The sequence below is a fragment of the Methylocella sp. genome (assembly GCA_037200525.1).
GTDB lineage: Bacteria > Pseudomonadota > Alphaproteobacteria > Rhizobiales > Beijerinckiaceae > Methylocapsa.
In genome coordinates this window covers 709,516-733,478 of record JBBCGG010000001.1, presented here as the reverse complement: position 1 = coordinate 733,478, position 23,963 = coordinate 709,516, and the positions used below count along the sequence as shown (strand labels likewise).

28 protein-coding genes, 1 tRNA gene and 2 pseudogenes are annotated in these 23,963 nt (G+C 59.3%); 23 read left to right on the top strand and 8 right to left on the bottom strand.

Translation table 11 applies throughout. From position 1 onward, the window contains the following. Positions 1-150 precede the first annotated feature (150 nt). A protein-coding gene (locus WDN46_03440; GenBank protein ID MEJ0092499.1) for an IS3 family transposase occupies positions 151-1,319 on the top strand; the annotation gives its coding sequence in 2 pieces (ribosomal slippage) (positions 151-415 and positions 415-1,319; 1,170 coding nt in all). A 397-nt stretch (positions 1,320-1,716) separates the two neighbouring features. Here WDN46_03440 and WDN46_03435 read toward each other — a convergent pair. Then, positions 1,717-2,055, bottom strand: coding sequence for a hypothetical protein (locus tag WDN46_03435; GenBank protein MEJ0092498.1), 339 nt, complete (start codon positions 2,053-2,055; stop codon positions 1,717-1,719). Between the two features lie 51 nt (positions 2,056-2,106). Here WDN46_03435 and WDN46_03430 point away from each other — a divergent pair, with 51 nt between their 5' ends. Continuing rightward, positions 2,107-2,994, top strand: a complete 888-nt coding sequence (locus WDN46_03430) for a phage tail protein (GenBank protein ID MEJ0092497.1) — start codon at positions 2,107-2,109, stop codon at positions 2,992-2,994. A gap of 1 nt (position 2,995) precedes the next feature. Here WDN46_03430 and WDN46_03425 read toward each other — a convergent pair whose 3' ends face one another. Continuing rightward, positions 2,996-3,160, bottom strand: coding sequence for a hypothetical protein (locus tag WDN46_03425; GenBank protein MEJ0092496.1), 165 nt, complete (start codon positions 3,158-3,160; stop codon positions 2,996-2,998). Positions 3,161-3,194: 34 nt separating this feature from the next. On the opposite strand from WDN46_03425, the gene WDN46_03420 reads away from it, so the two are divergent. The 11 genes from WDN46_03420 (at position 3,195) to WDN46_03370 (ending at position 9,879) form a co-directional block, all read left to right on the top strand. Next, a complete protein-coding gene (locus WDN46_03420; GenBank protein MEJ0092495.1) occupies positions 3,195-4,817 on the top strand; it encodes a hypothetical protein in 1,623 nt (540 codons plus the stop codon). Between the two features lie 15 nt (positions 4,818-4,832). Further along, positions 4,833-5,114, top strand: a complete 282-nt coding sequence (locus tag WDN46_03415) for a hypothetical protein (protein ID MEJ0092494.1) — start codon at positions 4,833-4,835, stop codon at positions 5,112-5,114. 11 nt (positions 5,115-5,125) lie between these two features. After that, on the top strand, positions 5,126-5,557 hold the full coding sequence (locus WDN46_03410; protein ID MEJ0092493.1) for a hypothetical protein: 432 nt from the start codon (positions 5,126-5,128) through the stop codon (positions 5,555-5,557). An 11-nt stretch (positions 5,558-5,568) separates the two neighbouring features. Continuing rightward, a complete protein-coding gene (locus WDN46_03405; protein MEJ0092492.1) occupies positions 5,569-6,003 on the top strand; it encodes a lysozyme in 435 nt (144 codons plus the stop codon). Next, positions 6,000-6,617 carry a hypothetical protein gene (locus tag WDN46_03400; GenBank protein ID MEJ0092491.1) on the top strand — a complete coding sequence of 206 codons (618 nt, stop codon included), beginning with the start codon at positions 6,000-6,002 and terminating at the stop codon, positions 6,615-6,617. Before WDN46_03405 ends, WDN46_03400 begins: the two co-directional genes overlap by 4 nt. Positions 6,618-6,665: 48 nt before the next feature. Next, positions 6,666-6,851 carry a hypothetical protein gene (locus WDN46_03395; GenBank protein ID MEJ0092490.1) on the top strand — a complete coding sequence of 62 codons (186 nt, stop codon included), beginning with the start codon at positions 6,666-6,668 and terminating at the stop codon, positions 6,849-6,851. Continuing rightward, positions 6,848-7,129 carry a hypothetical protein gene (locus tag WDN46_03390; protein ID MEJ0092489.1) on the top strand — a complete coding sequence of 94 codons (282 nt, stop codon included), beginning with the start codon at positions 6,848-6,850 and terminating at the stop codon, positions 7,127-7,129. The genes WDN46_03395 and WDN46_03390 overlap by 4 nt, the downstream gene beginning before the upstream one ends. Next, positions 7,126-7,578, top strand: coding sequence for a hypothetical protein (locus WDN46_03385; protein ID MEJ0092488.1), 453 nt, complete (start codon positions 7,126-7,128; stop codon positions 7,576-7,578). The genes WDN46_03390 and WDN46_03385 overlap by 4 nt, the downstream gene beginning before the upstream one ends. A 38-nt stretch (positions 7,579-7,616) precedes the next feature. Continuing rightward, positions 7,617-7,973, top strand: a complete 357-nt coding sequence (locus WDN46_03380) for a hypothetical protein (protein MEJ0092487.1) — start codon at positions 7,617-7,619, stop codon at positions 7,971-7,973. Positions 7,974-7,984: 11 nt separating this feature from the next. Continuing rightward, entirely contained in the window at positions 7,985-8,560 is a 576-nt protein-coding gene (locus WDN46_03375; GenBank protein MEJ0092486.1) for a hypothetical protein, read from the top strand. Between the two features lie 614 nt (positions 8,561-9,174). Then, positions 9,175-9,879, top strand: coding sequence for a Pr6Pr family membrane protein (locus tag WDN46_03370; protein MEJ0092485.1), 705 nt, complete (start codon positions 9,175-9,177; stop codon positions 9,877-9,879). An 85-nt stretch (positions 9,880-9,964) separates the two neighbouring features. Here WDN46_03370 and WDN46_03365 read toward each other — a convergent pair whose 3' ends face one another. Both WDN46_03365 and WDN46_03360 read right to left on the bottom strand, forming a co-directional pair. After that, complete coding sequence (locus tag WDN46_03365) at positions 9,965-10,252, bottom strand: SOS response-associated peptidase family protein (protein ID MEJ0092484.1); 288 nt, start codon at positions 10,250-10,252, stop codon at positions 9,965-9,967. Then, positions 10,249-11,247: a hypothetical protein gene (locus WDN46_03360; protein ID MEJ0092483.1), complete on the bottom strand. Its 999-nt coding sequence runs from the start codon at positions 11,245-11,247 to the stop codon at positions 10,249-10,251. The genes WDN46_03365 and WDN46_03360 overlap by 4 nt, the downstream gene beginning before the upstream one ends. A 121-nt stretch (positions 11,248-11,368) precedes the next feature. Here WDN46_03360 and WDN46_03355 point away from each other — a divergent pair. Together WDN46_03355 and WDN46_03350 are read left to right on the top strand one after the other, a co-directional pair. Beyond that, positions 11,369-12,135: pseudogene (locus WDN46_03355) on the top strand (IS5 family transposase). A gap of 429 nt (positions 12,136-12,564) precedes the next feature. Beyond that, positions 12,565-12,690: pseudogene (locus tag WDN46_03350) on the top strand (integrase core domain-containing protein). A gap of 61 nt (positions 12,691-12,751) precedes the next feature. Here the strand turns inward: WDN46_03350 and WDN46_03345 are convergent. Together WDN46_03345 and WDN46_03340 are read right to left on the bottom strand one after the other, a co-directional pair. Further along, positions 12,752-12,952 (bottom strand): hypothetical protein, encoded by a 201-nt coding sequence (locus tag WDN46_03345; protein ID MEJ0092482.1) that lies wholly within the window; start codon positions 12,950-12,952, stop codon positions 12,752-12,754. Between the two features lie 154 nt (positions 12,953-13,106). Next, positions 13,107-13,181 (bottom strand) — tRNA-Thr (locus WDN46_03340). 187 nt (positions 13,182-13,368) lie between these two features. Here WDN46_03340 and WDN46_03335 point away from each other — a divergent pair. The 5 genes from WDN46_03335 (at position 13,369) to pheS (ending at position 18,559) form a co-directional block, all read left to right on the top strand. Further along, positions 13,369-13,596 (top strand): hypothetical protein, encoded by a 228-nt coding sequence (locus WDN46_03335; protein MEJ0092481.1) that lies wholly within the window; start codon positions 13,369-13,371, stop codon positions 13,594-13,596. Between the two features lie 27 nt (positions 13,597-13,623). Further along, positions 13,624-14,919: a UDP-N-acetylglucosamine 1-carboxyvinyltransferase gene (gene murA, locus WDN46_03330; protein MEJ0092480.1), complete on the top strand. Its 1,296-nt coding sequence runs from the start codon at positions 13,624-13,626 to the stop codon at positions 14,917-14,919. Positions 14,920-14,948: 29 nt separating this feature from the next. Further along, positions 14,949-15,467, top strand: a complete 519-nt coding sequence (locus WDN46_03325) for a DUF2948 family protein (protein MEJ0092479.1) — start codon at positions 14,949-14,951, stop codon at positions 15,465-15,467. 69 nt (positions 15,468-15,536) lie between these two features. After that, positions 15,537-17,357, top strand: coding sequence for an aminopeptidase P family protein (locus WDN46_03320; protein ID MEJ0092478.1), 1,821 nt, complete (start codon positions 15,537-15,539; stop codon positions 17,355-17,357). Between the two features lie 119 nt (positions 17,358-17,476). Beyond that, complete coding sequence (gene pheS / locus WDN46_03315; GenBank protein ID MEJ0092477.1) at positions 17,477-18,559, top strand: phenylalanine--tRNA ligase subunit alpha; 1,083 nt, start codon at positions 17,477-17,479, stop codon at positions 18,557-18,559. Positions 18,560-18,599: 40 nt separating this feature from the next. Here pheS and WDN46_03310 read toward each other — a convergent pair whose 3' ends face one another. Further along, positions 18,600-18,854: a DUF1674 domain-containing protein gene (locus WDN46_03310; protein MEJ0092476.1), complete on the bottom strand. Its 255-nt coding sequence runs from the start codon at positions 18,852-18,854 to the stop codon at positions 18,600-18,602. Positions 18,855-19,083: 229 nt separating this feature from the next. Here WDN46_03310 and WDN46_03305 point away from each other — a divergent pair, with 229 nt between their 5' ends. From WDN46_03305 to WDN46_03295, 3 genes are all read left to right on the top strand, one after another. Beyond that, positions 19,084-20,433: a transcription antitermination factor NusB gene (locus tag WDN46_03305; GenBank protein ID MEJ0092475.1), complete on the top strand. Its 1,350-nt coding sequence runs from the start codon at positions 19,084-19,086 to the stop codon at positions 20,431-20,433. A gap of 129 nt (positions 20,434-20,562) precedes the next feature. Continuing rightward, the gene (locus WDN46_03300; protein MEJ0092474.1) at positions 20,563-22,314 is read left to right on the top strand and encodes a heparinase II/III family protein; all 1,752 of its coding nucleotides are present in this window, start codon (positions 20,563-20,565) and stop codon (positions 22,312-22,314) included. Positions 22,315-22,430: 116 nt separating this feature from the next. Beyond that, entirely contained in the window at positions 22,431-23,354 is a 924-nt protein-coding gene (locus tag WDN46_03295; protein ID MEJ0092473.1) for a transporter, read from the top strand. 20 nt (positions 23,355-23,374) lie between these two features. Here the strand turns inward: WDN46_03295 and WDN46_03290 are convergent, their stop codons facing one another. Then, entirely contained in the window at positions 23,375-23,959 is a 585-nt protein-coding gene (locus WDN46_03290; GenBank protein ID MEJ0092472.1) for a thiamine phosphate synthase, read from the bottom strand. Positions 23,960-23,963 lie beyond the last annotated feature (4 nt).

Below are 23,963 nucleotides of genomic sequence, written 5' to 3'. Positions count from 1 at the left end.
CGTTACGCTACGTTATAACGAGGCCTATCGGCTCGAATGCTAACCCGGAAATGGGCCGGGGTAATCGGGGGCCAAGGCGCGATTGGTCTGCCCCCTGAAAAGTGATCCTCCGTGAAGTATGGGCTTATGAGCCTGATGGAGGACTGCGCAATGCCGAGGAAAAGACACAAGGCGGAAGAGATCGTCGCGAAGCTACGGCAAGTCGAAGTGCTTAGCGCGCAAGGGCGACCGGTCGCGGAGGCGATCCGCTCGATAGGGGTGACGGAAGTTACATACTATCGATGGCGGTCGGAATACGGCGGCCTGAAGGGCGATCAGGTGAAGCGGCTGAAGGAGCTGGAGGCGGAGAATACGCGGCTCCGTCGAGCGGTGTCCGATTTGACGCTTGAGAAGCTGATCCTGAAAGAGGCTGCCTCGGGAAACTTCTGAGCTCCGCGCGTCGTCGCGCCTGCGTGGAGCATGTGATCGCCGAACATGGCGTTTCCGAGCGGTTCGCTTGCCGGGTTCTCGGTCAGCATCGCTCCACGCAGCGCAAGGTTCCGACCAAGCCCGATGACGAAGCGGCATTGATCGCCGACATCACGGCGCTCGCCATCCAGTACGGCCGCTATGGCTACCGCCGCATCACGGCGATGTTGTGGGAGCGAGGCTGGAAGGTCAACGTCAAACGGGTCGAGCGGATCTGGCGACGCGAGGGGCTGAAAGTTCCGGCCAGACAACCCAAGCGCGGGCGTCTCTGGCTCAATGACGGCTCGTGCGTCCGGCTGCGCCCGCAATGCCCCAACCACGTCTGGTCCTATGACTTCGTCGAGGACCGCACTCATGATGGCAGGAAATATCGCATGCTGAATATCATCGACGAATTTACCCGCGAATGCATCGCGATCAGGATTAACCGGCAGCTGAAGGCAGCGGACGTCATCGACGTTCTCTCGGACCTCTTCATCTTGCGAGGGGTTCCGATCCACATTCGTTCCGACAACGGCCCGGAGTTCATCGCCAAGGCGTTGCGTGACTGGATTGCCGCCGTCGGCGCGAAGACCGCCTACATCATGCCGGGCAGTCCCTGGGAGAACGGCTATTGCGAGAGCTTCAACTCGAAGCTGCGCGACGAGCTTTTGAATGGTGAAATCTTCTACACTCTCAAGGAGGCGAAGGTCGTCATTGAGCGATGGCGACGCCACTACAACACCGTGCGCCCGCACTCATCGCTGGGCTACAAGCCGCCAGCCCCGGAGACCCTGCAATGGCCGGCTTCGCAATCCGGACCAGCTTCGCCCGCCACGCCAGCAATAGCGCCAGGGCCGACAATGCACTAACATTCAAACTGGATCACCCCATGGGGGCAGGCCATGACGGCGATAACGAATTTTTGCATGGAAAAATACCTCGGCCGGCAATGCGCCGAATAATACGCCTGAATATCAAAAGTCCAAATAGCCACCCGTGAGGGTGGCTTTCTTAATGGGAAGAGATTCAAATGCGCGCTTTAATCGTGAGTGCTTTCGCATTCATTGGAATCGTCTGTCCGGCAGTTGGGGCCAACTATGCAAACGATCATTTTCCTGAAGTGCCACTAGATGGGACGAGAAACGACCATGTCACAGTCGTCTGTCCCGCTGGGGAGCGCTTGATTATCGCACCAGCAATGGGTGCTTCGTCGGCCTACCTGTATTGTAGGACGGGCGATGAAGGCTTCGACCTTCTGCCGCAGGATCAGTGATCCCTTTCCGACCGTATCTTCTCTAGATGCTCCTTAACTTGCTGCAAACAATCCATCGAATCTTTGATATTTGAGATGAGCTTGGGAAGAAATTGAGTTTTTGCCTGCTCTTCTGTCGTATCGAAAATGGTGACGGAAGTTTGCATTTGGCATACCGACAAAACGTTCATATGCGTTTCGCCCGCAAATACGAGAGATTGAGTGACATCGTACTTTCCGTGACCCCGATCAACCAAAGTAATAGTTCCTGGTACTAGGTCCGGGGCAACCATCTGCGCGCTTGCCGCAGAAGTCATAAGCGCAAAAATCGTGACGCAAATGTATCTCTTCATGGCCTACCTCCTGCCGGGGATGTCCGGCGGAGGCTAAGGCTACCCTGAGTCGTGAACTATGCCGAGTCCGATTACTCGCTCAACAAAACAGCCGCCTTGCAAGGGCGGCTTTTTTTATGGAATCTGACCATGCCTTTCAACGGATCGGGCGTTTTCTCCCCGCTGATCACCTTCGTCGACAACACCCCCGCGACGGCGGAAGATCAAAATTCGCAGGACGGAGACATCGCTCAGGGCCTCTCGGATTGTATGACCCGCGATGGGCAGGCGCCGGCGACGGCGCCCATCAACATGGGAGGCTTCCCGCTTCAAGACTTGGCGTCGGCAGTCAACCCAGGCGACGCGGTCAGCTTTGGGTTTTTACTTACGCAGCTCCGTAATTCGGCTGCCGTTTTGGGGACCGTCGCAGGAACGAGCGACGTGATCACGGCGACCTTCGCTCCAGCAATGGCGAATCCCCTTATCAACGGGACGCAAATCCTTCTCCGCTTCACAGCGGCAAATACCACGACGACTCCGACATTGGCCGCAGATACCAATCCCGCGATAGCAATCACGCAATTGGGCGGACAGCCACTCCGAGTGGGGAGCATTCCCGGCGCTGGCTTCTGGGGCCTACTGATTTACGATGCAACGGCGAACCAGTGGAATTTGCTGAATCCAGCGCCGGTCGAAGCGCCTGGCGTCATCAAGATGCAGGCCATGCAGGCTGTTCCTGTCGGCTGGATGGAATGCAATGGCGCGAGCCTGACGACAACAGCGTTTCCGCAGCTCTTTGCCGCGATTGGATTTACCTATGGCGGATCGGGGGCGAATTTAATCTTCCCGATGCGCGAGGCCTTGTCCCGCGCGGCTGGGATGACGGCGCCGGCGTCGATCCAGGTCGCATCTTTGGATCGACCCAAGCTGATGCTGTTGGACCGCATACGCAGGGTCTGAATCAAAATCCCGTAGTCGGCGGATCGAGCATTTCAAATGGGTCGGAAACCGGGGCGGCGACCTTTGTTAATTCGTTGACCAATACGCCGGCGACGGTGACGGGAAATCCGATCACCGGGGGCGCCCCCGAAACCCGCGTGAAGAACATCGCCTGGATGTTTATCATTAAGACCTGAGGGAATTTCCAGATGAAGAGATTCTTGCTCGCCGGCGCGCTCGCGCTCGGCTCAATCGCGGCTGCTTGGGCGCAGACGCCGCCACCGCCGCCGTCGACGCTGTCTGAGATCCTCGCTCTTATTAATGGCGAGGTGATCGACAACAACAGCGGTCAGATTACGCCCGCTATCGTACGGGATATTTTGACCAACATGGCGGTTTCAACCGCTACCATGATTGGTCCTAGCCAACTTTCTTTCTCGCAGCTTCCGCAAATTGATCCAAATAGCGTTCTCTGCAATGCAACCCGCGCGATAGGAGATGTCCAAGCATGTGAGACGCTCCCGAGTGGTTTAATTATACCTTCTCCGACAATTACCGGATCGAACGTCCTACCTTTAGGCCTTCTCAGCCAAATCCCTGCGAATAGCCTTCTCGGCAACCCGACTGAATCAACTGGCAATGTCGTCTCGATCACAGCGTTGCCGAGCGGATTTTCTATTCCTTCGCCGCAGATCTCATCTCCGACGATTTCGTCTCCAACGATCAACGGAGCGGCGGTCGCCGCCGGCACGCTGTTTGTTCAAGGGCAGCTCACTGCGTTTGTGCCCTCGACGGGGGATTTTCTTGGCTCTAATCCATTTTCCGGGGGCAAATACGCCTTTGGCAATGTGGGAAATGTGCTAGCGGAGTCTGGCCCTTCGGGTGTCGGAGTGACCGGTGCGGGTAGGACCCTGGATACGACCGGCTCGGCGTTTGGTGCGATTTTCTTCGGCTTTAATGACAAACCGAGCGCTCTGAATGCAGCATTTGCTCAATACGGCGAGTGCCGGATCTATCCGGGCGCCGCGAGCTGCTCGGTTGGCGAGTGGAATATCACGGACTTTAGGACAAGTGGATCGGTCGGGTTTGATTCGTACAATCTAGAGTTTGCTAGCGGGCACGGGAGCGCGGGACTCAGGCTGCTGAGTGGTGGCGGATGCCTGACGGTGCCGGGGCAAATTTGCCTCAATGTGCAGACGGGACTGTATGACGCGCTTCCGCAACCGGCTGGAGCAGCCCTAGGTATTCAAAACAACGGCGCGACTTTCCTGAAGGGTATTTTTGCCGGATACAACGCGCTGCAGGGCAATGACGGTATGACGCCGGGGCAAAGCGGAACGCTCATGCAGTTCCCACGCGGCTCACGATTCAAGCAGCAATATTGCGACAACACCGCGTCCTATCCCGCCAACTGCACTGTAGACCTCATTGGCGCATTCTTATCATTCGAAGTCGATAACGCTGCTTCTGTCCAAGATATCACGATCGGCGATAACGGATTAATCATCCAAAATGGCGGCGGCGGAATCAATCTAATAATTCCGACGAGCAATATCGACGTCAACGGGTTTGAGTTTCTGCCGTCGGCAGCGGGCGCGCCCATTATCCTTGAGCCTCAGGGCTTTGGCGGCGACGCCAACGTCACCCTGGAGATTGGAGCCAAGGGGACGGGCGTCATTGATTTACTGAGCCCGCTTGAGCTTTCAGCCGCCAGTTTCACCGCAAATGGAACTGTAGCGACGACGATAACGTCCCTTGGACCGACCGGCGCCAGCACGACCATCAAAGAATGGTTGACGGTTCTGGACACGACCGGCGCCAAACACTTCATCCCATCTTACTGATCAAAGGGATCAATCATGATCAAAACAACCTTTATTGCATGCGTGCTTGGCTTAGGTCTTTCAACGATGGCTGTGGCTGCAGATGACGATCTCGAAAAGGCATACGAGCTGTGCGTCCGTCATGGCAAGACGAATGCCTTCAAGGGATTTGTCTATGACCCTGGCTATGAGCAGTGCGCCGACATCATCAGCGCGATAGATGCCGGGAAGGGACGCGCCGCCGCTGAGGCAAAACGGCAAGAGGCTGCCCCAGATACAGAATTCCTGAGATCCACATTGGGCAATCTCCACAAATGAAAGAGTACAAAATGAAAATTGCAACCCTTCTATCCGGCATGACGATCGCATCCTCTTTGACCCTGTCATTACCAGCATTCGCCGATGGTGATGGCCGCGTTATTCCGTTCCAGGCCGTGCTGCATGGCGCGCGCGGCGACGAGTTGCGCGAGCCCGCGCCGATCGATCCCACGACGAATAAGCCGATTCCTGGCGTCGAGGGCAAGCTCATCACGTTGGGCGATGTTGCGATCAACGCATTGCTGATCGCGACACGGGGTGATGAGACTTTGGCCGGCACCGAGAAAGTTCGTCGCGGCGAACTGGCGCGGAATATTTTCGCCCACCCGGAAGAGCCTCTGAAGATCGACGAAATCAAACTGATCAAGGATCGAATCGGCGTCGTCTACACGGTCGACGTTGTGACGCCGGCTTGGCACATCCTCGAAGGCGATAAGCCTTAATAGGTGAAATAATGGACATTTCCGAAAAGGGCTTGCAGGCCTTGATCGCCCGCGAGGGATCGCGGCTCCAGGCCTATCGCGACAGCCGCGGGATTTGGACCATCGGCGTCGGCCATACGGGCCGCGCGAGTCCGCCATCGGTTCATGCCGGGATGACCATCACTCCCGACGAGGAAATGCGAATCCTCCATACCGATCTCGCGCCGGAAATCGCCGCAGTCAATCGGGCGATCCGCGTTAGCATCAGCCAAGATCAGTTCGACGCTTGCGTTTCGCTTGCCTTCAACATCGGCGCGCATGGCTTCGTCGGATCGACCGTCGTCCACATGATCAATGCCGGCAATTTAGAGGCCGCGGCGAATGCCTTCCTGATGTGGGATCACCCATCAGAGTTGAAGGGTCGCCGCGAAGCCGAGCGAGAGCAATTTTTGGGAGTCGCCGCATGAGACTCGCGCGTGCTCTTCCCCTCACGAAAGGAACCAAAACGATGCGTGGATTTCGCTTGATTGTCGCCATTTGTTGCGCCGCTCTGGTTTGTGCGTCGCCTTCCTTTGCCGCCTCGAAAGCGAAATTGCCGCTGCCGCTCCCGATCGACCCGCTCGGTTTGAATGGCGATGCCGCCGCGACGACTTCGAAGCTCCCGATCCCGCTGCCGTTCGATCCGCTCGGCCTCAACGAGACCGGCCTCCAGTCACCTGACCAAATGGTCGACAAGGTTCGCGCTTGGGTCACGAGCGACGCCGCCGCGGATTTGGCCGCGGCTCAGACTGTCGCCAAGGCCGCCGGAAATACGATAACGGCGGCTTGCTGGACGCCAATTCAGGCCTTCGTCGCGCAGGTTCAGGCGCTCCCGGTGGCTAGCGATATGCCGAAAATTCACCTCGCCGTGGATATCGAGATCATCACGGATCTTGAAATCGCGCTGTCGCCCAATTCGCCAATCGTCGCCGGTTGCTCCTCACTCGCGAATTTCCAGCTCATCTCCGCGAAGGATCTCGTCTCGGGGATCCTGACGGGCGCAACTTCGCTCGCGGCTCTCGCTGCTTCGCCGATCAAGTAGGAGCTGATCGTTCCCGTTCCGCCCGCGAACACCGCAAGAATTCGCTTCGTGACAACGAAGGATGACTTTTTTTCGCGCTTGATCCGCTTCGACAATATGGCCGCGGTGAGCCACGTCGAAGCGGTGATGGCCGATGGCACGATCATCGCGGCGCTGACCCAAGGCGGCGTGCAACGCCTTCCCGGCGACTACGCGCCAGAGGACACGTTACAAATCTTCGTCGATCTCAAATGACGCCGGAAATGTACGCCCATTGGGTGGCCTTCCTCGAATATCGCATCGGCTGGCAATACGACATGAAGGCCATTCTGGGGTTCGCGACGTTCAACGGCGGCCTGCATGATCCGCGTAAACTGATCTGCTCGGCCTCGATCGCCGACTCGCTTCGTCACTGCGGCTGGTGGCCCATCCCGCTCGCCAAACGCTACCACGCCATAGATCCTGTTACGGTTCTGCTCATGCTCCAAGCGGATGTGCGCAGCATCGTCCATCCCACGGAGACGCTGACATGAACACGCTCGTAAGCATCGGGCCGGTCGTTGAATTTCTGAAGCCCGCCATCCAGGACGTCGCGGCGGTCGTGATCCTCGCGGGACTCGGCGCCGTGGGGAATCTCGCGCGTAAATATCTCAAGATCCAGATCTCCAGTTCGCAGATGGATCTCGTGCGCAAGGCGATGGCGGACGAAGTGCATCGCATGGTCGGCGAAGGCGTCGACAAGCTCTCGACGATCAACGTCAACGTCGAGTCGCCGCAGGTGGCGCGGGTCGCTAACGCCGCGATCGCTAATGCCGGGCCCGTTGTCGCGAAGTTGGGCATCACTCCCGATGAGGTGAAGGCGTTGGCCCTCAGCACGATTGGCGCCTATCAGGCGAGCGTCGAGAGCAATCCCGCGCCTGTCGTTGTATCGCCCGCGCCGATCGCCGCGCCGCCGGCGGCCGCAGGTCTCGTGACCACCTAAGAAGTTCGCCGAGGAAGGCTTTCAGGGGATAATTCGAAATGGCGGACGAAGGCGAAAATCGTGAACACCGGCTGCTCAACGAGCGCTGGACGTGGGAAAAAGAAATGGTTGCACTCACATCGGACAACCAAGCCAGGATCAGAAATCTCGAAGAGGGGATTAAGCCGCTAGCCCAGCTTTCCCTCAATCTCGAGCGGTTTGTCGCGAAGTTCGAAGCGCTCATCGATCGCTTTGAATCCGTAGAGAATATGCGCGAGGACCTCGATCAGCTCATAGCCAGCGAGAACCAACGCAAAGGCGCCGACGCGCGGAACATACGAAACTCGCTCCTGGGTGGACTTGGAGGGGGTTTGGCGTCCGGCGTGGGCGCTTGGCTGCTGACGCACATAAAATGAGGACGCCTGCAATGACTAGATTGGTGGTCAAGGTCCTTTTGTTTGCGATGCTGGCGCTGGCGCCGGCTGCGGCTCATGCGCAAATGCGCGCGTTCGTTGTCACCTCATGCGACTCTCTGCCGGCGATCTATAATCCGGGTAGTCAGGGCATTCCGGTAATCGACGAGACCGGCGCCGCTTGCACGGGTGGTGGAGGAGGTGGCGGCGGTGGCGCGATCAGTCAGCCTCTGGGTGGCGCAACTCCGCTGGCTCAGGCTGTTGCGGTCACTATCGTCCCCAACGTGAAGACGCTGACGGATCGCAGCGGCGCGGTAACGACGGGCGGCACCTCTCAGACTTTGGTCGCGTCGGTCTCTGCTAGAATGACGATCTTCATCGAGAATCCGTGCACAGCCGCTTCGCAAAATATCACGACGGCCGAGAGCCTCTTCATCAACTTCACGGCTGCTGCATCTACGACGGCAGGCGGCTCGATCGAGCTAGCCCCCTGTGGGGTTTATAGCACGGGCACGGGACCGGTCTCGACCGAGGCGATTACGGTCACAGCGACGACGACCGGGCATAGGTGGACCGCGAAGATCGAGTAGGCGCGGAGCGTGTTTTTCGCAAATGAAATCACGTCGTAACATCGCTGCTCCATAAGCGTTGATCGACTAGGCTGGGCGGTCTGCCGGCTCCAGTCTGGTCAAAATCGCGGGCTTATGCCTGCGGGGAGCCGGACCGTTTCGCCACCCCCTTGATGTCTTTGCATGAGACTCTCTTCGAGGCCCAACGATCGTGATCCGGTAGTGAGAACTGCCCCCGCCGCTGTTTAAACGCCGGCGAGCGGGGGTTTCCTTTATCCAAGAGATGCCCGCGCAGGGCTTCCGTGTTGCAGCTTCAGGAAACTCGACGAAGTCAATTAGTGCGCCGGGCGAAGAGACCAACAGCCGGCCTCTGCTCTCTGGAAACCGCGGCACCGATCGCGAATGATCAATCAGCATCACAGATACGCGCTAAACGCGGAGACCGCCATCTCAACGCGTCTCGAAAACAACAGGAAAATCCCCAGCGAATTATGACGACTGTAGTCATTCTCTCGCCGCGGGATATCGGTTCGTAACCTTGAAGGTCTCTATGAAAGCCGCGAGCGGTAGATGAAGCACGAACAATTCATAATTCGGCTAGGCGGCAATAATACCTAGTTCTAACGGAGATCACCATGGTTACTGCAGGGCTGACGCCACCTGAAGCCGCGCCTTCGTCCGACATTCAGCGGTTCTTCGCGGGCGTTCTCGCCGCGATGGCGTGGTTTGGCCTTGGCGTCGAAATCATTCTCGGTCTTTCAAATTCGGTATCCAAAAATTCATCGATCGCCGCGTATCTCGTTAATTACTTCAGTTTATTTTCGATCCAAACCAATCTGTTGGTCGCGCTGGTTCTGACGCTTGCCTGCGCGCGGCCGCAGGCCGAGACGTTGCTGTTGCGCCCAAGAGTGCAATCGGCGTTGGTCGTTTATATCATCGTGGTCGGCGTAGTCTTTGAGCTGCTGCTGCGGGGGCCGAAGTCGCGAGGGATGCAGTTCGTGTCGGACGGTGTTTTGCACGATGCTATTCCGATTCTCTATGTCTTATATTGGTTAGTCTTTACGTCCAAAGGGAGACTGACGTGGGGTGATCCGGCGCTCTGGTTGCTTTATCCGCTGCTCTTCTTTGTATATACGATTGCGCGGGGCGCGGTCTTTGGCATTTATCCTTATTCGTTCATCGACGTCACCAAATTGGGCTATCCTGGGGTTTTCATCAACGCGCTAGTTTTTCTCGGGGTGTTCTTCGCGCTTGGTCTCGTCTTGACTGCGATTGACCGCGCGCTGGGCAAACGGCGAAGCCGCCGTCGGAATGAGGTTGGCGGAGCCTCTGCGGCCTAAAAGAATTCGATATTCAATCGTTAAGCGTTTTACGCTTGCGGGCGCGGCGACTTCACGGAGTTCGCGACGACGCAATGGAAAATCATCAAGGATGAGCTTTGCGCTGGAATCGACCACCCCGCTCGTCGGCCTTTTGTCCTGTTCCCACGATCCTCAGCTTTTCGTTCGGCAGAGGCCGTTGAAGCGCAATCGCTTCGTCGAGCGATCCATCGAGCCAAATGTCCCATTCCTCTGGCCTCGTGAGCATAACCGGCATGGCCTTGGCGTGGATCGGACGGACGACATCGTTCGCCTCGGTCGTCAGAAAAGAGAACAGGCGATGTTCGCGGGTCCATAGCGGCCCCAAAGCGTTATATCTAGGGAATACCGTCATGCGCGCTCAATAGCTCGCCATCTTTGCTTGCCGATCGCGTAGGTCCCATCCCCCAGCGCCAATGTGAGATCATCGTTCATGCGAAGGGGTTGATTCTGGGCACCGTGATTGATCCACGCATCGCCCAATTCCTTAATCAAATTCACCTCTTCCGCCTCCAAGGCGTCCATACCCAATTCTGAGAGTGCGTCGAAGATTGGTTGGGGCAGACTGTCCGGATAAGTCCAAGCGCCGTTCCTATTGACCGGCTGGATAAGTGGACTCAATCGAACAATTCGTCCGACTTTGTCGGGAGCATTTCCGAGGACGATATGGGCAGTGTAGGTGGCTGCGTCCGGGGGATCGTCTGTGATACAACCTGCAGCTCTAGCGATATCGCTCAACACGCTTGGCTTTACCTTTGCTGTTGTAAGGTCAGGAGGAGTATCTGCAGTGGCGAGGTCGGACGGGATTAATCGAACCGTCCCGGTGCCGAGTGACAAGATCTCTATCTCGCTGGGCTGAACTCCGAGGCATATAGCGTCAACGACGCCGGCCATTAATGGATTGTTATATGCGCCCATCGCGCCGTCCCAGTAACGTTTCCGGCCGACCAAGGCTGGCGCGTCGAAGTAGGTGACGGGCGCATTCGTGGATGCATGTACCGCGTCGAAAAGAGCGATTTCGTCGGGGAGTGCGCCGCTCGTAGATATCGCATAGCTACGCAACATGGCTTCACGCAGGCGGTCATAATCGAAAGTCACGATGAGAACACCAACGCGACTACCGCTCGGGCCACGCGGCCATCCAGGGCGACTTGGCCAATGCGAAAGAGTAAAGTTCCCGCCCAACGACTCCATCGCCTTTTGCAGGCCGATGCGCTTTTCGGACGCGATATAACGGGGAAGAATTGGGATCCCAGACGACAGGGTCTCAAGCGGCCTTTTGTAGAAAATCGATTCTCGCTTTTCTTGGTCTTCAAAGAACTCGCGAATATCCCTTGGGGCCATATTCATAACGAGACCAGCAAGGACAATGCTGCCGCCGGAGTTAGGCCGTGGTGACGAATTCGGCGTTTGAGGGATTCTCGCGAGGATCTTTCCATGATTCAAGGCTGATTTTTGGAGATCAGCCTTGATGATTCGGGATGTCGATGCGCTGCGAGACGATCAATGGGAGCGGCTTTGTGATCTTGTGCCAGGCGGAAGAGCCGGCCAGCGCGGGCCGCGCTGCGACAATCGACGCTTCGTCGACGCGCTGTTATGGATGGCCCGCTCGGGCGGCCGCTGGCGCGATCTGCCCGAACGCTTCGGCGACCATCAGGCGGTGAAACGCCGCTACTATCGCTGGATCGAGCGCGGCGCCTTGGACGGATTTCTTGAGGCATTCACCGCCGAGGCCGATCTCGAATGGCTGATGATCGACTCAACAATCGTGCGCGCCCATCAGCACGCGGCCGGCGCAAGGATCGCCAAAGGGGGGCGGATGCCCAAGGCCTGGGCCGCTCTCGCGGTGGTTTGAGCACCAAAATCCACGCCGCGACAGACGCACTCGGCAACCCCGTTCGGCTCCTTCTCGGACCTGGGCAGCGCAACGACATCACAAAAGCGCACGCCCTGATCGAAGGCTTTGCGGCCGATGCGATCATCGCCGATAAAGGTTATGACGCCAATCACTTGCGCAAGGCTGTTCTTATGCGTGAGGCTGAGCCGGTGATCCCATCAAAATCCAATCGCCGCGCGCCGCTCCCCTACGACAAGGCGCTCTACAAGGAGCGCAATCTCGTCGAGCGTTTCTTCAATAAACTGAAGCAGTTCCGGCGCGTCGCAACCCGATACGACAAGCTCCTCGCAAACTACCGAGGCTTCGTATTGCTCGCCGCTATTGCTATCATGCTCAGGTAATTCGTCACTACTGCCTAGCGACGGCGAGATCAAAATTGCTCAAGATTTCATGCCCTGAACAACCTTGATAAAGATCCTCGAGCGCCATCGCCTGAAGAAGCGCCCACGTTCCTCCTCCGTCCAAAGAAAGAATCTTATAGCTCATACAAATCTCCCTCTCTCTAAAGGGACGCGTTATCCCGTTTCATTTCGGAGCTTCAGCATCGCCATGGGATTGATACACCAATAGGCCTGTGCGCGGAAGCTGCACTAAGTGATGACAAGCGTAACGGACTCTAAGAGCTGGCATTACAAATCTGGACAGCAGGATAAGTGGAGTTTCTGCCTGAGAGCGGTCAAAATGGCCGCAGCACAGGAGAGACGATGAGCAAACGACCCCGCCGGAACCACGCTCCGGCCTTCAAGGGGAAGGTGGCCTTGGCCGCGATTAAGGCCCGCGCCTCGATCGCCAGTTATCTTCGCTTCTACAATTCTCGCAGACCCCATTCGAGCCTTGACCGGCAGACGCCAGATCAGGCCTATTTCAACCGGCTGCCGCAGATCGCGGCGGCCTGAACCTGGTAGGGATTCCACTTATCAAACCGGACACATTGTTCAGACAAGCCGAGCCAGCTCTCTAATCAGGGTCGCTCAGGTCCAGCCGCAGGAAAAACAGGGCCTCTTCGCTGATTTCCCGCGCTTTACGCCAAGGCTGCGATCGCTCGAAAGCGCTGCGGACGTTCTGCGATTCCCCGACATAAACCGGCGCGGAGTCCGAAGGGCGCCCGAACGCGACGATATACATTCCGGGTGCGGCCGGCAGATCGGCAGCCTTCACGCCCGAAATCAGCGCGTAGCGATAGCGCTTTCCTGATGCTCCTCGGAATGAATAAGAGAGGATTGCTGCAGCGATATTCGCTGCTCCTCCTGGTTCACATGTTCAATTGAACATTTAGAGGATTTATAATCTTCCGCTAACTCATTGAAAACGCTGGTGCTGCGAGACAGGATTGAACTGTCGACCTCTCCATTACCAATGGAGTGCTCTACCACTGAGCTACCGCAGCCCTCGACGAGCGGGGGTCAATTGGGTGGCGTATTGCCATAGGAGCGCCGGATAGGCAAGCCTGAGCCTTGTCTCCGCCGACGCGGCGCTTTAGAAGTTTTTCTGAAACGCGGCCTTTGGCGCGATTCACCGAGCCTTCGCTCAATTCATGAAATACTCCAATTCATGAAACATTTACGGAAAGTGTTATGGGATGCTCTCAAGCTGATCCTCCGGACCGGCGCGACGCTGCGGATGCCTCCGCCAGCGAAATGAACGTGCGCAAGCATGCGGAACGCCAGCGTCTCGCCGCGGCGCTGCGCGCGAATCTTGGTCGGCGTAAAGCGCAAAGCCGCGACCGCAAGGCTGCGGGCGATGAAGGAGCGAGCGCCGCCGCAGTCGGCGCATCCGGCAAAGACTCGGTTGACCGGAATTGATGTGATTGAGTTGAAAGCGGGGGATTGATGGATCGTATTCGCATCGTCGGCGGCCAAGCGCTGAATGGCGTCATTCGCATTTCCGGCGCCAAAAACGCGGCGTTGCCGCTGATGATCGCCTCGCTCCTCACCACGGAGACGTTGACTCTTGACAATGTCCCGAGCCTCGCCGACGTCGGCATGCTGTTGCGCATTCTAGGGCACCACGGCGTTGATCATTCAATTGACGGGCGCCGCCCAGGCGCCGCGCCAAATGCGAGCCGCGCGATCCACCTGACCGCGCGAAATATCGTCGATACGACCGCCCCTTACGAACTCGTCGCGAAAATGCGGGCGAGTTTCTGGGTGATTGCGCCGCTTCTTGCCCGCATGGGGGAAGCGAAAGTGTCGCTGCCGGGCGGCTGCGCCATTGGCACGCGGCCGGTCGATTTGCTCCTCATGGCGCTGGAAAAGCTCGGCGCCAGTATCGAGATCGAGGCCGGCTATGTTCATGCCAAAGCGCAGAAAGGCCTGATCGGGGGGGAGATCCATTTTCCCAAAGTGACGGTCGGCGGCACGCACACGGCGCTGATGGCGGCCTCCCTCGCCAAGGGTCACACTTTGCTGGTCAACGCCGCGCGCGAGCCGGAAATCGTCGATCTGGCCGATTGCCTCATAAAGATGGGCGCCAAAATCAAGGGGGCCGGCCAGTCCAATGTCGAGATCGAGGGCGTCGGCAGCCTTGGGGGCGCGAGCCATAAAGTCTTGCCGGACCGCATCGAAGCGGGCACCTATGCAATCGCCGCCGCCATGGCCGGCGGCGACGTCATGCTGGAAGGCGCCGAGGCGGGCCGCTTGCAAAGCGCCCTCGACGCCATCGAACAAGCCGGCGCTAACGTCTCCGTCACTAACGAGGGGGTTCGGGTGCAGCGCAATGGCGCGGGGCTGTTCCCGGTCGATATCACAACGACGCCATTCCCAGGCTTTCCGACCGATTTGCAGGCCCAGTTCATGGCTCTTATGACCAAGGCCAAGGGCAGCTCCAGAATTACTGAAACGATTTTCGAAAACCGCTTCATGCATGTTCAGGAACTGGCGCGGCTTGGCGCCCATATTCGGCTTGACGGCGATGTCGCCGTGGTTGAAGGCGTCGACGAACTCCAGGGCGCTCCCGTCATGGCGACCGATCTGCGCGCTTCGGTGTCGCTTGTCATCGCCGCCCTCGCGGCGCGGGGCGAGACCATGGTCAATAGGGTCTATCACCTCGATCGCGGCTTCGAACATCTGGAAAATAAGCTCAGCGGCTGCGGCGCCATCATCGAGAGGATTGCAAATCCCGGCTAGCACTGGCGCCGGCCGAAACTCATCCTAAATTGAGGGAGGACGAACAGCGCCAAGTTTCTTTTACGCGGGGCATTGCGATGAATGGGACGTCGACGCCGGAGCCGCTTCGATTAGTCGCCTTCGATTGCGAGGACCTTGAGGTTATCTCGGCCAATTTGCAGGACGCCTTGATTAGCGTCGGCGATATGGCTTTTTTGCCTGGCCCCAAGCAATTCGCGTTTGTCGGGGCGAGATTCGACTGGGTAAAGGCCGCGAAGGGAAGCTGGGAGCGCTGCCGAACCGGAGTGCATTTCGAGCGCGTTCTGAAGGTCTCGTGTTCGGGGTTTTCGCAGCGCGACAAATCGCTCATCCTCAATCTTCTGAGCATCGGCTTCAAGGAGACTGGCGCCCCGGCGGGAGAGGTTGAGCTTATCTTCTCGGCGGCCTGCGCGCTGCGGCTCCAGGTCGAATGTCTCGAGGCGCGCCTTCGCGATTTCGATGTGCGCTGGCCGGCCAAGGTTTTGCCGGGCCACCCGTGCCAAGATCTGCCGGGCGATGTTGTGAGTTGAGGCCGCGCGCCGCGGCTGAATTCGCGGCGACGGGTTGCTGCTGAGCTAAACTCGCTCTAGTCTCGCTTCATGTTCGAGTGTCTTTTTCAATCTTTTGAAGATCAGGCCGATGCGTCCCAAAGCGCTGCTCGCGTTGCGGCTTTGCGCCTCGAGCTGGAGCGGCTTGGTCTTGATGGCTTTGTCATCCCACGCGCGGACCAGCACCAAAATGAGTATGTCGCGTCATCTGAAGAGCGGCTCGCTTGGCTGACCGGTTTCACGGGTTCGGCTGGATTCGCCATCGTGCTGCGCGATAAGGCCGCAATATTCGTCGATGGGCGCTATAGTCTTGTGGTCAAGGATCAAGTTGACGTTGGGATCTTCCAGCCTGTGGCCTTGGCGGAGATCAGCCCCGCGAAGTGGCTCGAAAATCATGTCCGCTCGGGGAGCCGCATTGGCTACGACCCTTGGCTGCACACGTCCGGCCAGATCGAACGTCTGAGCAAGTCGATCCAAATCGCGGAGGGGGAGTTGGTCGCCGTCGAGCAAAACCCGGTCGATGTGATCTGGACCAACCGCCCCGCGCCATCGCTTGGCAAGATCAGCCTGCATACCCGCAAGCACGCCGGGGAGGCCGCCGCCAAAAAGCTCGCCCGCGTCGCGTCTTCGCTTGCAGGCAATGACGCCTTGGTGGTGAGCGATCCGCATTCGGTCGCCTGGGTCTTCAACATTCGCGGCCATGACGTGGCGCACACGCCGCTGCCGCTGGCCTATGCCTTGATCTTGAAAGAGGGCAAGCCGCGCCTTTATGTGGATGCGCGCAAAATCGGTGATGACCTGCCTCAAAAGCTCTCCGCGCTAGCTGACCTCGAAGAGCCGCAGCGGCTCGAACGCGACCTCGAAGACCTTGGGCGCCAAGGCAAGCGCATATTGTTCGACGCCGCGACGGCCCCGGCTAAACTGACCGAGATCGTAAAAAAGTCCGGCGGCGTCTCCGATGTCGGGACCGACCCGATCGCCTTGATGAAGGCGCGCAAAAACAGCGCGGAGTTGGCGGGAGCGCGTCAGGCGCAACAGCGGGATGGCGTCGCCGTTGCGCGGTTTCTGCATTGGTTTTCAGAAAACGCGCCAAGCGGAAAATTATCCGAGATCGATGCGGCGCAGGCGCTCGAAACCTTCCGGCGCGAAACGCGCAAGCTGAAGGATGTGTCGTTTCCATCGATTTCTGCGGCCGGGGCGAACGCCGCAATCCCCCACTATCGGGTGACGGTCAAGTCCAACGCGCGGATAGGCAGAGGCATTTTCCTGATCGATTCAGGCGGCCAGTACGAGGACGGCACGACGGATATCACGCGCACCATCGCCGTCGGCAGGCCAACGGCGGAAATGCGCGATCGCTTCACCCGCGTTCTCAAAGGCCATATCGCCATCGCCCGCGCCGTGTTCCCCAAAGGTACGTCGGGCGCGCAAATCGACGCCTTGGCGCGGCTGCCATTGTGGCAGGCTGGTCTTGATTTCGATCATGGCACGGGGCACGGCGTCGGCTCCTATCTGTCGGTGCACGAAGGGCCGCAGCGCATATCGAAGCTCGGCGCGACGGCGTTGGAGCCTGGCATGATCCTGTCCGATGAGCCCGGCTATTATTATGCCGGACATTGGGGCATTCGGATCGAGAATTTGGTCGTCGTCGAGCCGCGGGAAATTCCTGGCGGCGAACGGGAGATGCTTGGTTTCGAGACGATCACGCTGGCGCCGATCGATCTCGCGTTGATCGAACGCCGGCTCCTCAACGCGGAGGAAATTGCCTGGCTCAACGCCTATCACGCGCGCGTCCGGCAGGAAATCGCTCCGCTCGTCGAGCCGGCCGTGCGGCGGTGGCTGAACGAGGCGACGAAACGAATTCGCAAATAATCCGCCCGAGACCGGTGGCCCGCGCCCTTTGGCGCTTTATGCGGCAGCCTCGACATGGACCAGCCCGCGTGGCAGAAGCCTTGCTCGCCTCTGCGCGCGCAAACGAGTTGCCTTGAACAATGTCCGATCTGACCGCTCTAGAAACTCAAATCCTGGCTGAAATCGCAGCCGCGCCCGATGAGGCTTCGCTTGAGGCCGTGCGGGTTGCGGCCCTTGGCAAAAAAGGCTCGATTTCGGAGCTTCTTTCAGGCCTTGGCAAAATGGGGCCGGACGACCGCAAGGCGCAGGGCGCGGCGATCAATGCGCTGAAGGACAGCGTGGCGGCCGCCTTGGCGGCTCGACGCGCGGTCCTGAAGGAAGCCGCCATTGAAGCGCGTCTCAAAGCCGAGACATTGGATGTCACCTTGCCGCCTCGAGCGGACGGGATTGCGCTCGGCCGCATCCATCCGGTCACGCAGGTCATGGATGAACTGGCGGCGATTTTCGCCGACATGGGATTTTCGATCGCCGAAGGGCCGGATATCGAGACCGACGATTATAATTTCACCAAGCTGAATTTTCCGCCGGATCACCCCGCGCGCGACATGCATGACACGTTCTTCTTCAATCCCGACGCCGAGGGTAAGCGCAAGGTTTTGCGCACCCACACGAGTCCGGTGCAGGTTCGCACCATGTTGACGCAAAAGCCGCCGATCCGGGTGATTTGCCCCGGACGCACGTATCGCTGCGATTCCGATCAGACCCATACGCCAATGTTCCATCAGGTGGAGGGTCTCGTCATCGACCGCTCCGCGAATCTTGGGCATTTGAAGTGGATTCTCGAGGAATTCTGCAAGGCTTTCTTCGAGGTGGCCGAAGTTAAGATGCGCTTCCGGCCGAGCTATTTCCCATTCACCGAACCGTCGATGGAAGTCGACATTCAATGTTCGCGAAGGGACGGCGAGATCAGATTCGGCGAGGGTGAGGATTGGCTTGAAATCCTTGGTTGCGGCATGGTGCATCCAAATGTCTTGCGCAATTGCGGTCTTGACCCCGACGTCTACCAGGGCTTCGCCTGGGGCATGGGCATCGATCGCATAGCAATGCTGAAATATGGCATGCCCGACCTGCGAGCATTCTTTGAATCCGATATCCGCTGGTTGCGGCATTACGGGTTTCGTCCGCTCGATCTGCCAAGTCTGATTGCGGGCTTGAGCGGATGACGGAGGTTTTACTCAAGCGTAAAATCTCCGAAAGAACGCCTCAAAAGTCGGTTGCGATTCCCTTCACTTCCCAATCGCCATAGCGCACTGGCTCGGGACCATCGCGGCCGTTGAGCTCCTTTTGTCGCGTTTCGTCCCGGTTCGCTTTAAGGCGGCGACGTTCTTCCGCCTCGGCGAGAGCGCGCTGCGCTTCCGGCGACAAAGCCTTGCCTCCGGCGGCGCTGCGCGGATCCTGCGTCGTTGCAGCCGAATCTTTCTCGTTCGGCTGGTTCTCTGGTTCAGACAAACGTTGCATGGCAATCGCCTTCAGGCGTCAACGAGGTTCGTGAGCCTTTGGATAAGGACAAAAGCTCGCGCAAAGTTTAACCATTCATGGTAGAAATGCACATGTTTCGTCGCCGCGCCTTGCGATCTCCGAATCCCTGCCGAACCTTTCGTTGCGGAGCTTGAATTTGAAGGAACCGCCGCGCCCGCCGGTTGATCACCGGCGGAATTCTAAAACTGCGACCAATCGGCCAGGCCATATCGCCTCAGCAGCAGCTCAAAGACTCGAGGCCGAGCAACATCCCGGGCTCCCGGCTCGCCTCGCCGCCGCCGCCATCGTTTGCGATATCGTCGGCAAAGCCCATTCCCTTGAGGATTGTTTCTCGCCCGGCGCGATCCCGGCCCGGCTGGGCGGCCTCGACGCGCGCGACATCGCCCTGACGCGTTCGATCGTGACCGTCGCGCTACGCCGGCTCGGCACCATCCGGTCGGCTCTCGGCGGGCTTCTGGAGAAGGGACTGCCGCGACAGGTGGCTCATCTCGAATGGACCCTGATCGTGGCGGCCGCGCAGTTGCTCTTTCTCGACGTGCCTGACCATGCCGCTGTCGATCTCGCCGTCCGCGCGACGCGCCTTGAAGCCAAAACCGCGCCCTTTGCTGGGGTGATTAACGGCGTTCTGCGCAATCTTGCGCGCGGACGCGATAAAATTTTGGCCGAAAGCGATCCGCTTGACCAGGATACGCCGCCTTGGCTGGCGGTGCGCTGGCGCAAATTTTATGGCGAGGAGTTGGCGCGCGCCATCGCCATCGCCAATCGCGAGGAGCCGACGCTCGACCTCACGGTCAAGTCCGATCCGGCGCTTTGGGCCGAGCGGCTCGGCGGCGTGGTTTTGCCGACCGGCTCGCTGCGCCTTTTGACCCATGAATCGATCACGGAACTCGCCGGTTTTGACGAGGGCGAATGGTGGGTTCAGGACGCCGCGGCGGCGCTCCCGGCGCGGCTGCTGCGCGCGGGGCCGGGCGTCCGGGTGGCTGATTTCTGCGCGGCTCCAGGCGGCAAAGCGGCGCAACTTGCAGCCGCGGGCGCTGAAGTCACGGCGATCGACCGTTCGGCGGAGCGATTGAAGCGGCTCGCCGCCAATTTTTCACGGCTGGGCCTTCACGCTGACGTCATCGTCTCCGACGTCGTGAGTCTCAAGGCCAATCCGTTCGATGCGATCCTGCTCGATGCGCCCTGTCTCTCGACCGGAACCATCCGGCGTCACCCCGACATTGCCTGGATCAAAAAGCCCAGCGACATCGCAGCGCTGGCCGCGACGCAAGCGCGGATGCTCGACAAGGCGGTCGAACTTGTGAGGCCGGGCGGCCTCATCGTCTATTCCACCTGTTCGATCGAGCCGGAGGAAGGCGAAATGCAAATCGCCGCCCTGCTTCGCCGCAACCCCGATGTCATGCGCGTGCCGATAGAATCCGAGGAAGTTGGCGGCATCCCGGATATCATCAACGAAAATGGGGAGTTGCGGACATTGCCGTCGCAACTTCCAGCGTCTGATCCGCGACTTTCCGGCCTCGACGGATTTTTTGCTGCACGGTTGATCCGGCGTGGTTAATAAAGCCGAGAGGATTTTCGGCGATAACTTAACCTTCTGAGCGCAGATCGTCTTCGCTCGCGGGCAGCGTCTCGCGCCTGAGCGTCGCGGAATGTTTGGCGGCCGCAAAAACTCAAGGAGTCGAGACTCGTGGCCGGCGCGATTCTTAAGGACCGGTTGCGTGTGGCGGGGCATCTCGCCACGCGGGGAGGCGTTGTCCTCTGGCGATGTCTCGGCGCGCCCTGGCGCGCAATTTCCGGCTTGCGCCAACGCCGGCCCGAGCGGCTGCTGATTGCGCCTCAGGATATAAGAACCAGCGATCCGACCCTCGCCGCCGACATTTATGCCGGTTATTTTGCGTTTGGCGGCCAAATCGTTAATGCGCATGGCCGCTCGCCTTTCGAACTGGAGCCGAGGTCGGAGGCCTGGGCGCAAGCGCTGTCGAGCTTTAGCTGGCTGCGCCATTTGCGCGCCGCCGACACCGCCATCGCCAAAGCCAATGCGCGCGCTCTTGTCGAAGATTTTCTGACGGCGTCCGGCAAACCGAGCCAAAGCCCAGCCTGGGCGCCGCGCGTTGCGGCCCGCCGCTTGCTTGCCTGGCTTTCGCAATCGCCGATCATTCTGCTGGGCGCCGACCGCGTTTTCTACCGTCGTTTCATGAAAGGAATCGGCCGAACCCAGGTTTTTCTCGAGCGCAAAATGGCGGAAGGCCTTCTTGGCGAGCAGCGCCTTGTGGTGGCGATAGCGCTGGCAGAGCTTGGCCTTTGCGCGGAGGGCGCCGGAAAACTTCTGCAAAGGAGCCGGAAGCTGCTCGTCGAGGAGATAGAGCGGCAGATCCTGCCCGATGGTGGACATATCAGCCGCAATCCGCAAACTTTGATCGATTTGCTTCTCGATCTGTTGCCTTTGCGGCAAGCCTACGCCGCGCGCGGCGTGCAGCCTCCAGCGCAACTGCTGAATGCGATTGATCGCATGATGCCTATGCTGCGCTTGTTTCGGCACGGCGATGGGACGCTCGCCTTGTTCAACGGCATGGGCGTCACCGCGCCCGAACAGCTCGCGACCGTAATTGCCTATGACGATATCCGCGCCGTCGCGCTCGCCAACGCGCCGCACTCGGGCTATCAGCGCATCGAGATGCAGGATGCGATTTTCATCATGGACGCTGGCCGGCCGCCGCCGCCCGCTTTCTCCAGCCGAGCGCACGCCGGCTGCGCCTCTTTCGAGTTTTCTGTTGGCGCGCAACGGCTGGTGCTGAATTGCGGCTCGCCTGACGCCAATCGCGCCCCGGCGCGCGAATCCGCTCGCATGACGGCGGCGCATTCGACGCTTGTGATCGACGACACCTCCTCGTGCCGTTTCGCTTTTCATACCGGCCTGCGCAAATGGTTTGGCGATGCGATCGTTTCGGGACCGGATCAAGTCGATGTTGAACGTCGCGACGAATCGTCGGCGACGACGCTCGTCATGGCCCACAATGGCTATGAGCCCCGCTTCAGTCTGATCCATCAGCGACGCATTATGCTGCGCAAGGATGGCAAGAGGCTCGATGGGGCCGATCGCTTGCGCGTCGCCGGGCCGGCTGGGTCGAGCGAGCGGCTGCCTTTCGCCGTGCGCTTCCACATCCATCCGAGCGTGCGCTTGAAACGGGTGCGAGACGGTCATGCCGTGCTTTGCGTGTTGCCCAATGGCAGGCGCTGGTTGTTCGAGACCGCCGGCGGCGGCGTCGATATTGAAGAGAGCATATTCTTCGCCGCCCCGGATGGCCCCCGCCCATGCGCGCAAATCGTCATCAATGGCGTGACCGAGGACGGTCTTGAGATTGAGTGGAGCTTTCGCCACGTCGAGAAGAAACGGCGGGAGCAGCCGAGCGCTATTGAGGGGCGGCCGGATTCCGGTTAGTCCTTGTCGAGGACCATCCAGAATGGGGGCGTCAGCCGGGGTGCAGGCGAGCCCGCCGTCGCCGCGACGCTCGCGAAAACGAGACGGCGGCGACCGCGGAACCGGAGGCTGGCGTGATGCGGATGCCTCTCGACGGCGAACGTTCCGGTCTCCTTCTCCGCTTCCAGACGCTTGCGTGGCTGGTCGGCGTCATTGTGACCGCTTCGGCGGCGGGAGCGATCGCTGGCTCGCAAGATGGAAGCGCTGAGCAGGCCTCGATCAGCCAATCCGCGAACGGGCAGGAGGAATCGCCCGACTCAAATGTCGATAACAATGGTCACGACATCACCCGCCCGCAAAACAGTCTCGAATGGCGTTCGCGATTTGAAAGCTCATTGACCGACGCGTCCCGGACCGACCGCGTCTCGACGATGCTGCGACTGAGCAGGAAGCTGAATCTTGACGATGGCTGGAGGCTCGCCGCTCTGGTTCAGGTTCCTTTCGTCGCCCGGACGAAAACGACGTTTGATTCCCCATCCCAGCAATATAATGCAGGAATTGGGGACGCGTTTGTTCAAGGAATCCTCTCCCACGCCATCAATGAACGCATGGCTTTCGGTTTTGGCGCGCGCCTCATCGCCCCGACGGCGGCGGAGAACCTTGGGTCTGAGAAATGGCAGATCGCGCCTGGCTTTGGCTTCCGATATTTGCTGCCGGAATTAGGGGCTGACGGCTCCTTCGTTCCGGCGATGCGCTACGCGATCAGTTTCGCCGGTTCGCCGTACGCGCGGAGAATCAGCGAGCCGCAGATTGCTCCAACTCTCAACATCGATTTGCCCGGCCCTCTGTTCGTGACGTTTTATCCGAGCAATGACATCCGCATTAATTACGGCGCTCCAGTAAGCGGTCAAACGGGTCGGCTGTTTCTTCCATTCGACGCCCTTGTCGGCGCGAAGTTGACCAACACCCTTCAAGTCTCGCTCGAAGTCGGCGTGCCAATCGTCAAGGACTATCCTGTTTACAACTTCAAGACGGAGCTGCGCGTTCGGGTTTTATATTAAGCCCACGGTGGCGCCTGCCGCTAGGCATACGCCCGAGTAGCTTTCGCCCAATCGCGCGTGCGCTGCTCTGGATCGGCGTTGAGCGTGATGTCGGTCACGACCGCGGCGCTGTCGGCCCCGGCCTCTAGCACCCCCGCCACGCGCTCCAGGCTGATTCCGCCAATGCCGACGAGCGGAATTTCGCCGATGCGCTTCTTCCATTCGCCGATACGCAGCAGGCCTTGCGGCCCGAACGGCATTTGTTTCAAAATCGTCGGATAGATCGGCCCCAGCGCGATATAGTCCGGCCTCGTCTCAAGCGCGCGAGAAAGCTCGGCCTCGTCATGGGTTGAGACCCCAAGCTTCATTCCGGCGCGGCGGATGGCGGGAAGATCAGCTGTATCGAGATCGCTTTGGCCGAGATGGATGAAATCGCAGCCGGCGTCGATCGCCGCTTCCCAATAGTCATTGACGACGAGCTGCGCGCCGTGACCTTCGCAAAGCGCTTTGGCGGCGACAATCTCGGCGCGCACTGCATCGTCCGGCGCATCCTTGATGCGCAATTGCACCAGGCGCACGCCGCAAGGCAGCAGCCGTCCGATCCACGCGGCGCTGTCGACGATCATATAA

Excerpts from the sequence above, each read along its gene's own strand:
- WDN46_03435 (MEJ0092498.1), bottom strand. The coding sequence starts at position 2,055 with ATGAAGAGATACATTTGCGTCACGATTTTTGCGCTTATGACTTCTGCG.
- WDN46_03425 (MEJ0092496.1), bottom strand. The coding sequence starts at position 3,160 with ATGATAAACATCCAGGCGATGTTCTTCACGCGGGTTTCGGGGGCGCCC.
- WDN46_03415 (MEJ0092494.1), top strand. The coding sequence starts at position 4,833 with ATGATCAAAACAACCTTTATTGCATGCGTGCTTGGCTTAGGTCTTTCA.
- WDN46_03410 (MEJ0092493.1), top strand. The coding sequence starts at position 5,126 with ATGAAAATTGCAACCCTTCTATCCGGCATGACGATCGCATCCTCTTTG.
- WDN46_03405 (MEJ0092492.1), top strand. The coding sequence starts at position 5,569 with ATGGACATTTCCGAAAAGGGCTTGCAGGCCTTGATCGCCCGCGAGGGA.
- WDN46_03400 (MEJ0092491.1), top strand. The coding sequence starts at position 6,000 with ATGAGACTCGCGCGTGCTCTTCCCCTCACGAAAGGAACCAAAACGATG.
- WDN46_03390 (MEJ0092489.1), top strand. The coding sequence starts at position 6,848 with ATGACGCCGGAAATGTACGCCCATTGGGTGGCCTTCCTCGAATATCGC.
- WDN46_03385 (MEJ0092488.1), top strand. The coding sequence starts at position 7,126 with ATGAACACGCTCGTAAGCATCGGGCCGGTCGTTGAATTTCTGAAGCCC.
- WDN46_03380 (MEJ0092487.1), top strand. The coding sequence starts at position 7,617 with ATGGCGGACGAAGGCGAAAATCGTGAACACCGGCTGCTCAACGAGCGC.
- WDN46_03375 (MEJ0092486.1), top strand. The coding sequence starts at position 7,985 with ATGACTAGATTGGTGGTCAAGGTCCTTTTGTTTGCGATGCTGGCGCTG.
- WDN46_03370 (MEJ0092485.1), top strand. The coding sequence starts at position 9,175 with ATGGTTACTGCAGGGCTGACGCCACCTGAAGCCGCGCCTTCGTCCGAC.
- WDN46_03365 (MEJ0092484.1), bottom strand. The coding sequence starts at position 10,252 with ATGACGGTATTCCCTAGATATAACGCTTTGGGGCCGCTATGGACCCGC.
- WDN46_03360 (MEJ0092483.1), bottom strand. The coding sequence starts at position 11,247 with ATGAATATGGCCCCAAGGGATATTCGCGAGTTCTTTGAAGACCAAGAA.
- WDN46_03335 (MEJ0092481.1), top strand. The coding sequence starts at position 13,369 with ATGGGATGCTCTCAAGCTGATCCTCCGGACCGGCGCGACGCTGCGGAT.
- murA (MEJ0092480.1), top strand. The coding sequence starts at position 13,624 with ATGGATCGTATTCGCATCGTCGGCGGCCAAGCGCTGAATGGCGTCATT.
- WDN46_03320 (MEJ0092478.1), top strand. The coding sequence starts at position 15,537 with ATGTTCGAGTGTCTTTTTCAATCTTTTGAAGATCAGGCCGATGCGTCC.
- pheS (MEJ0092477.1), top strand. The coding sequence starts at position 17,477 with ATGTCCGATCTGACCGCTCTAGAAACTCAAATCCTGGCTGAAATCGCA.
- WDN46_03310 (MEJ0092476.1), bottom strand. The coding sequence starts at position 18,854 with ATGCAACGTTTGTCTGAACCAGAGAACCAGCCGAACGAGAAAGATTCG.
- WDN46_03295 (MEJ0092473.1), top strand. The coding sequence starts at position 22,431 with ATGCGGATGCCTCTCGACGGCGAACGTTCCGGTCTCCTTCTCCGCTTC.
- WDN46_03290 (MEJ0092472.1), bottom strand. The coding sequence starts at position 23,959 with ATGATCGTCGACAGCGCCGCGTGGATCGGACGGCTGCTGCCTTGCGGC.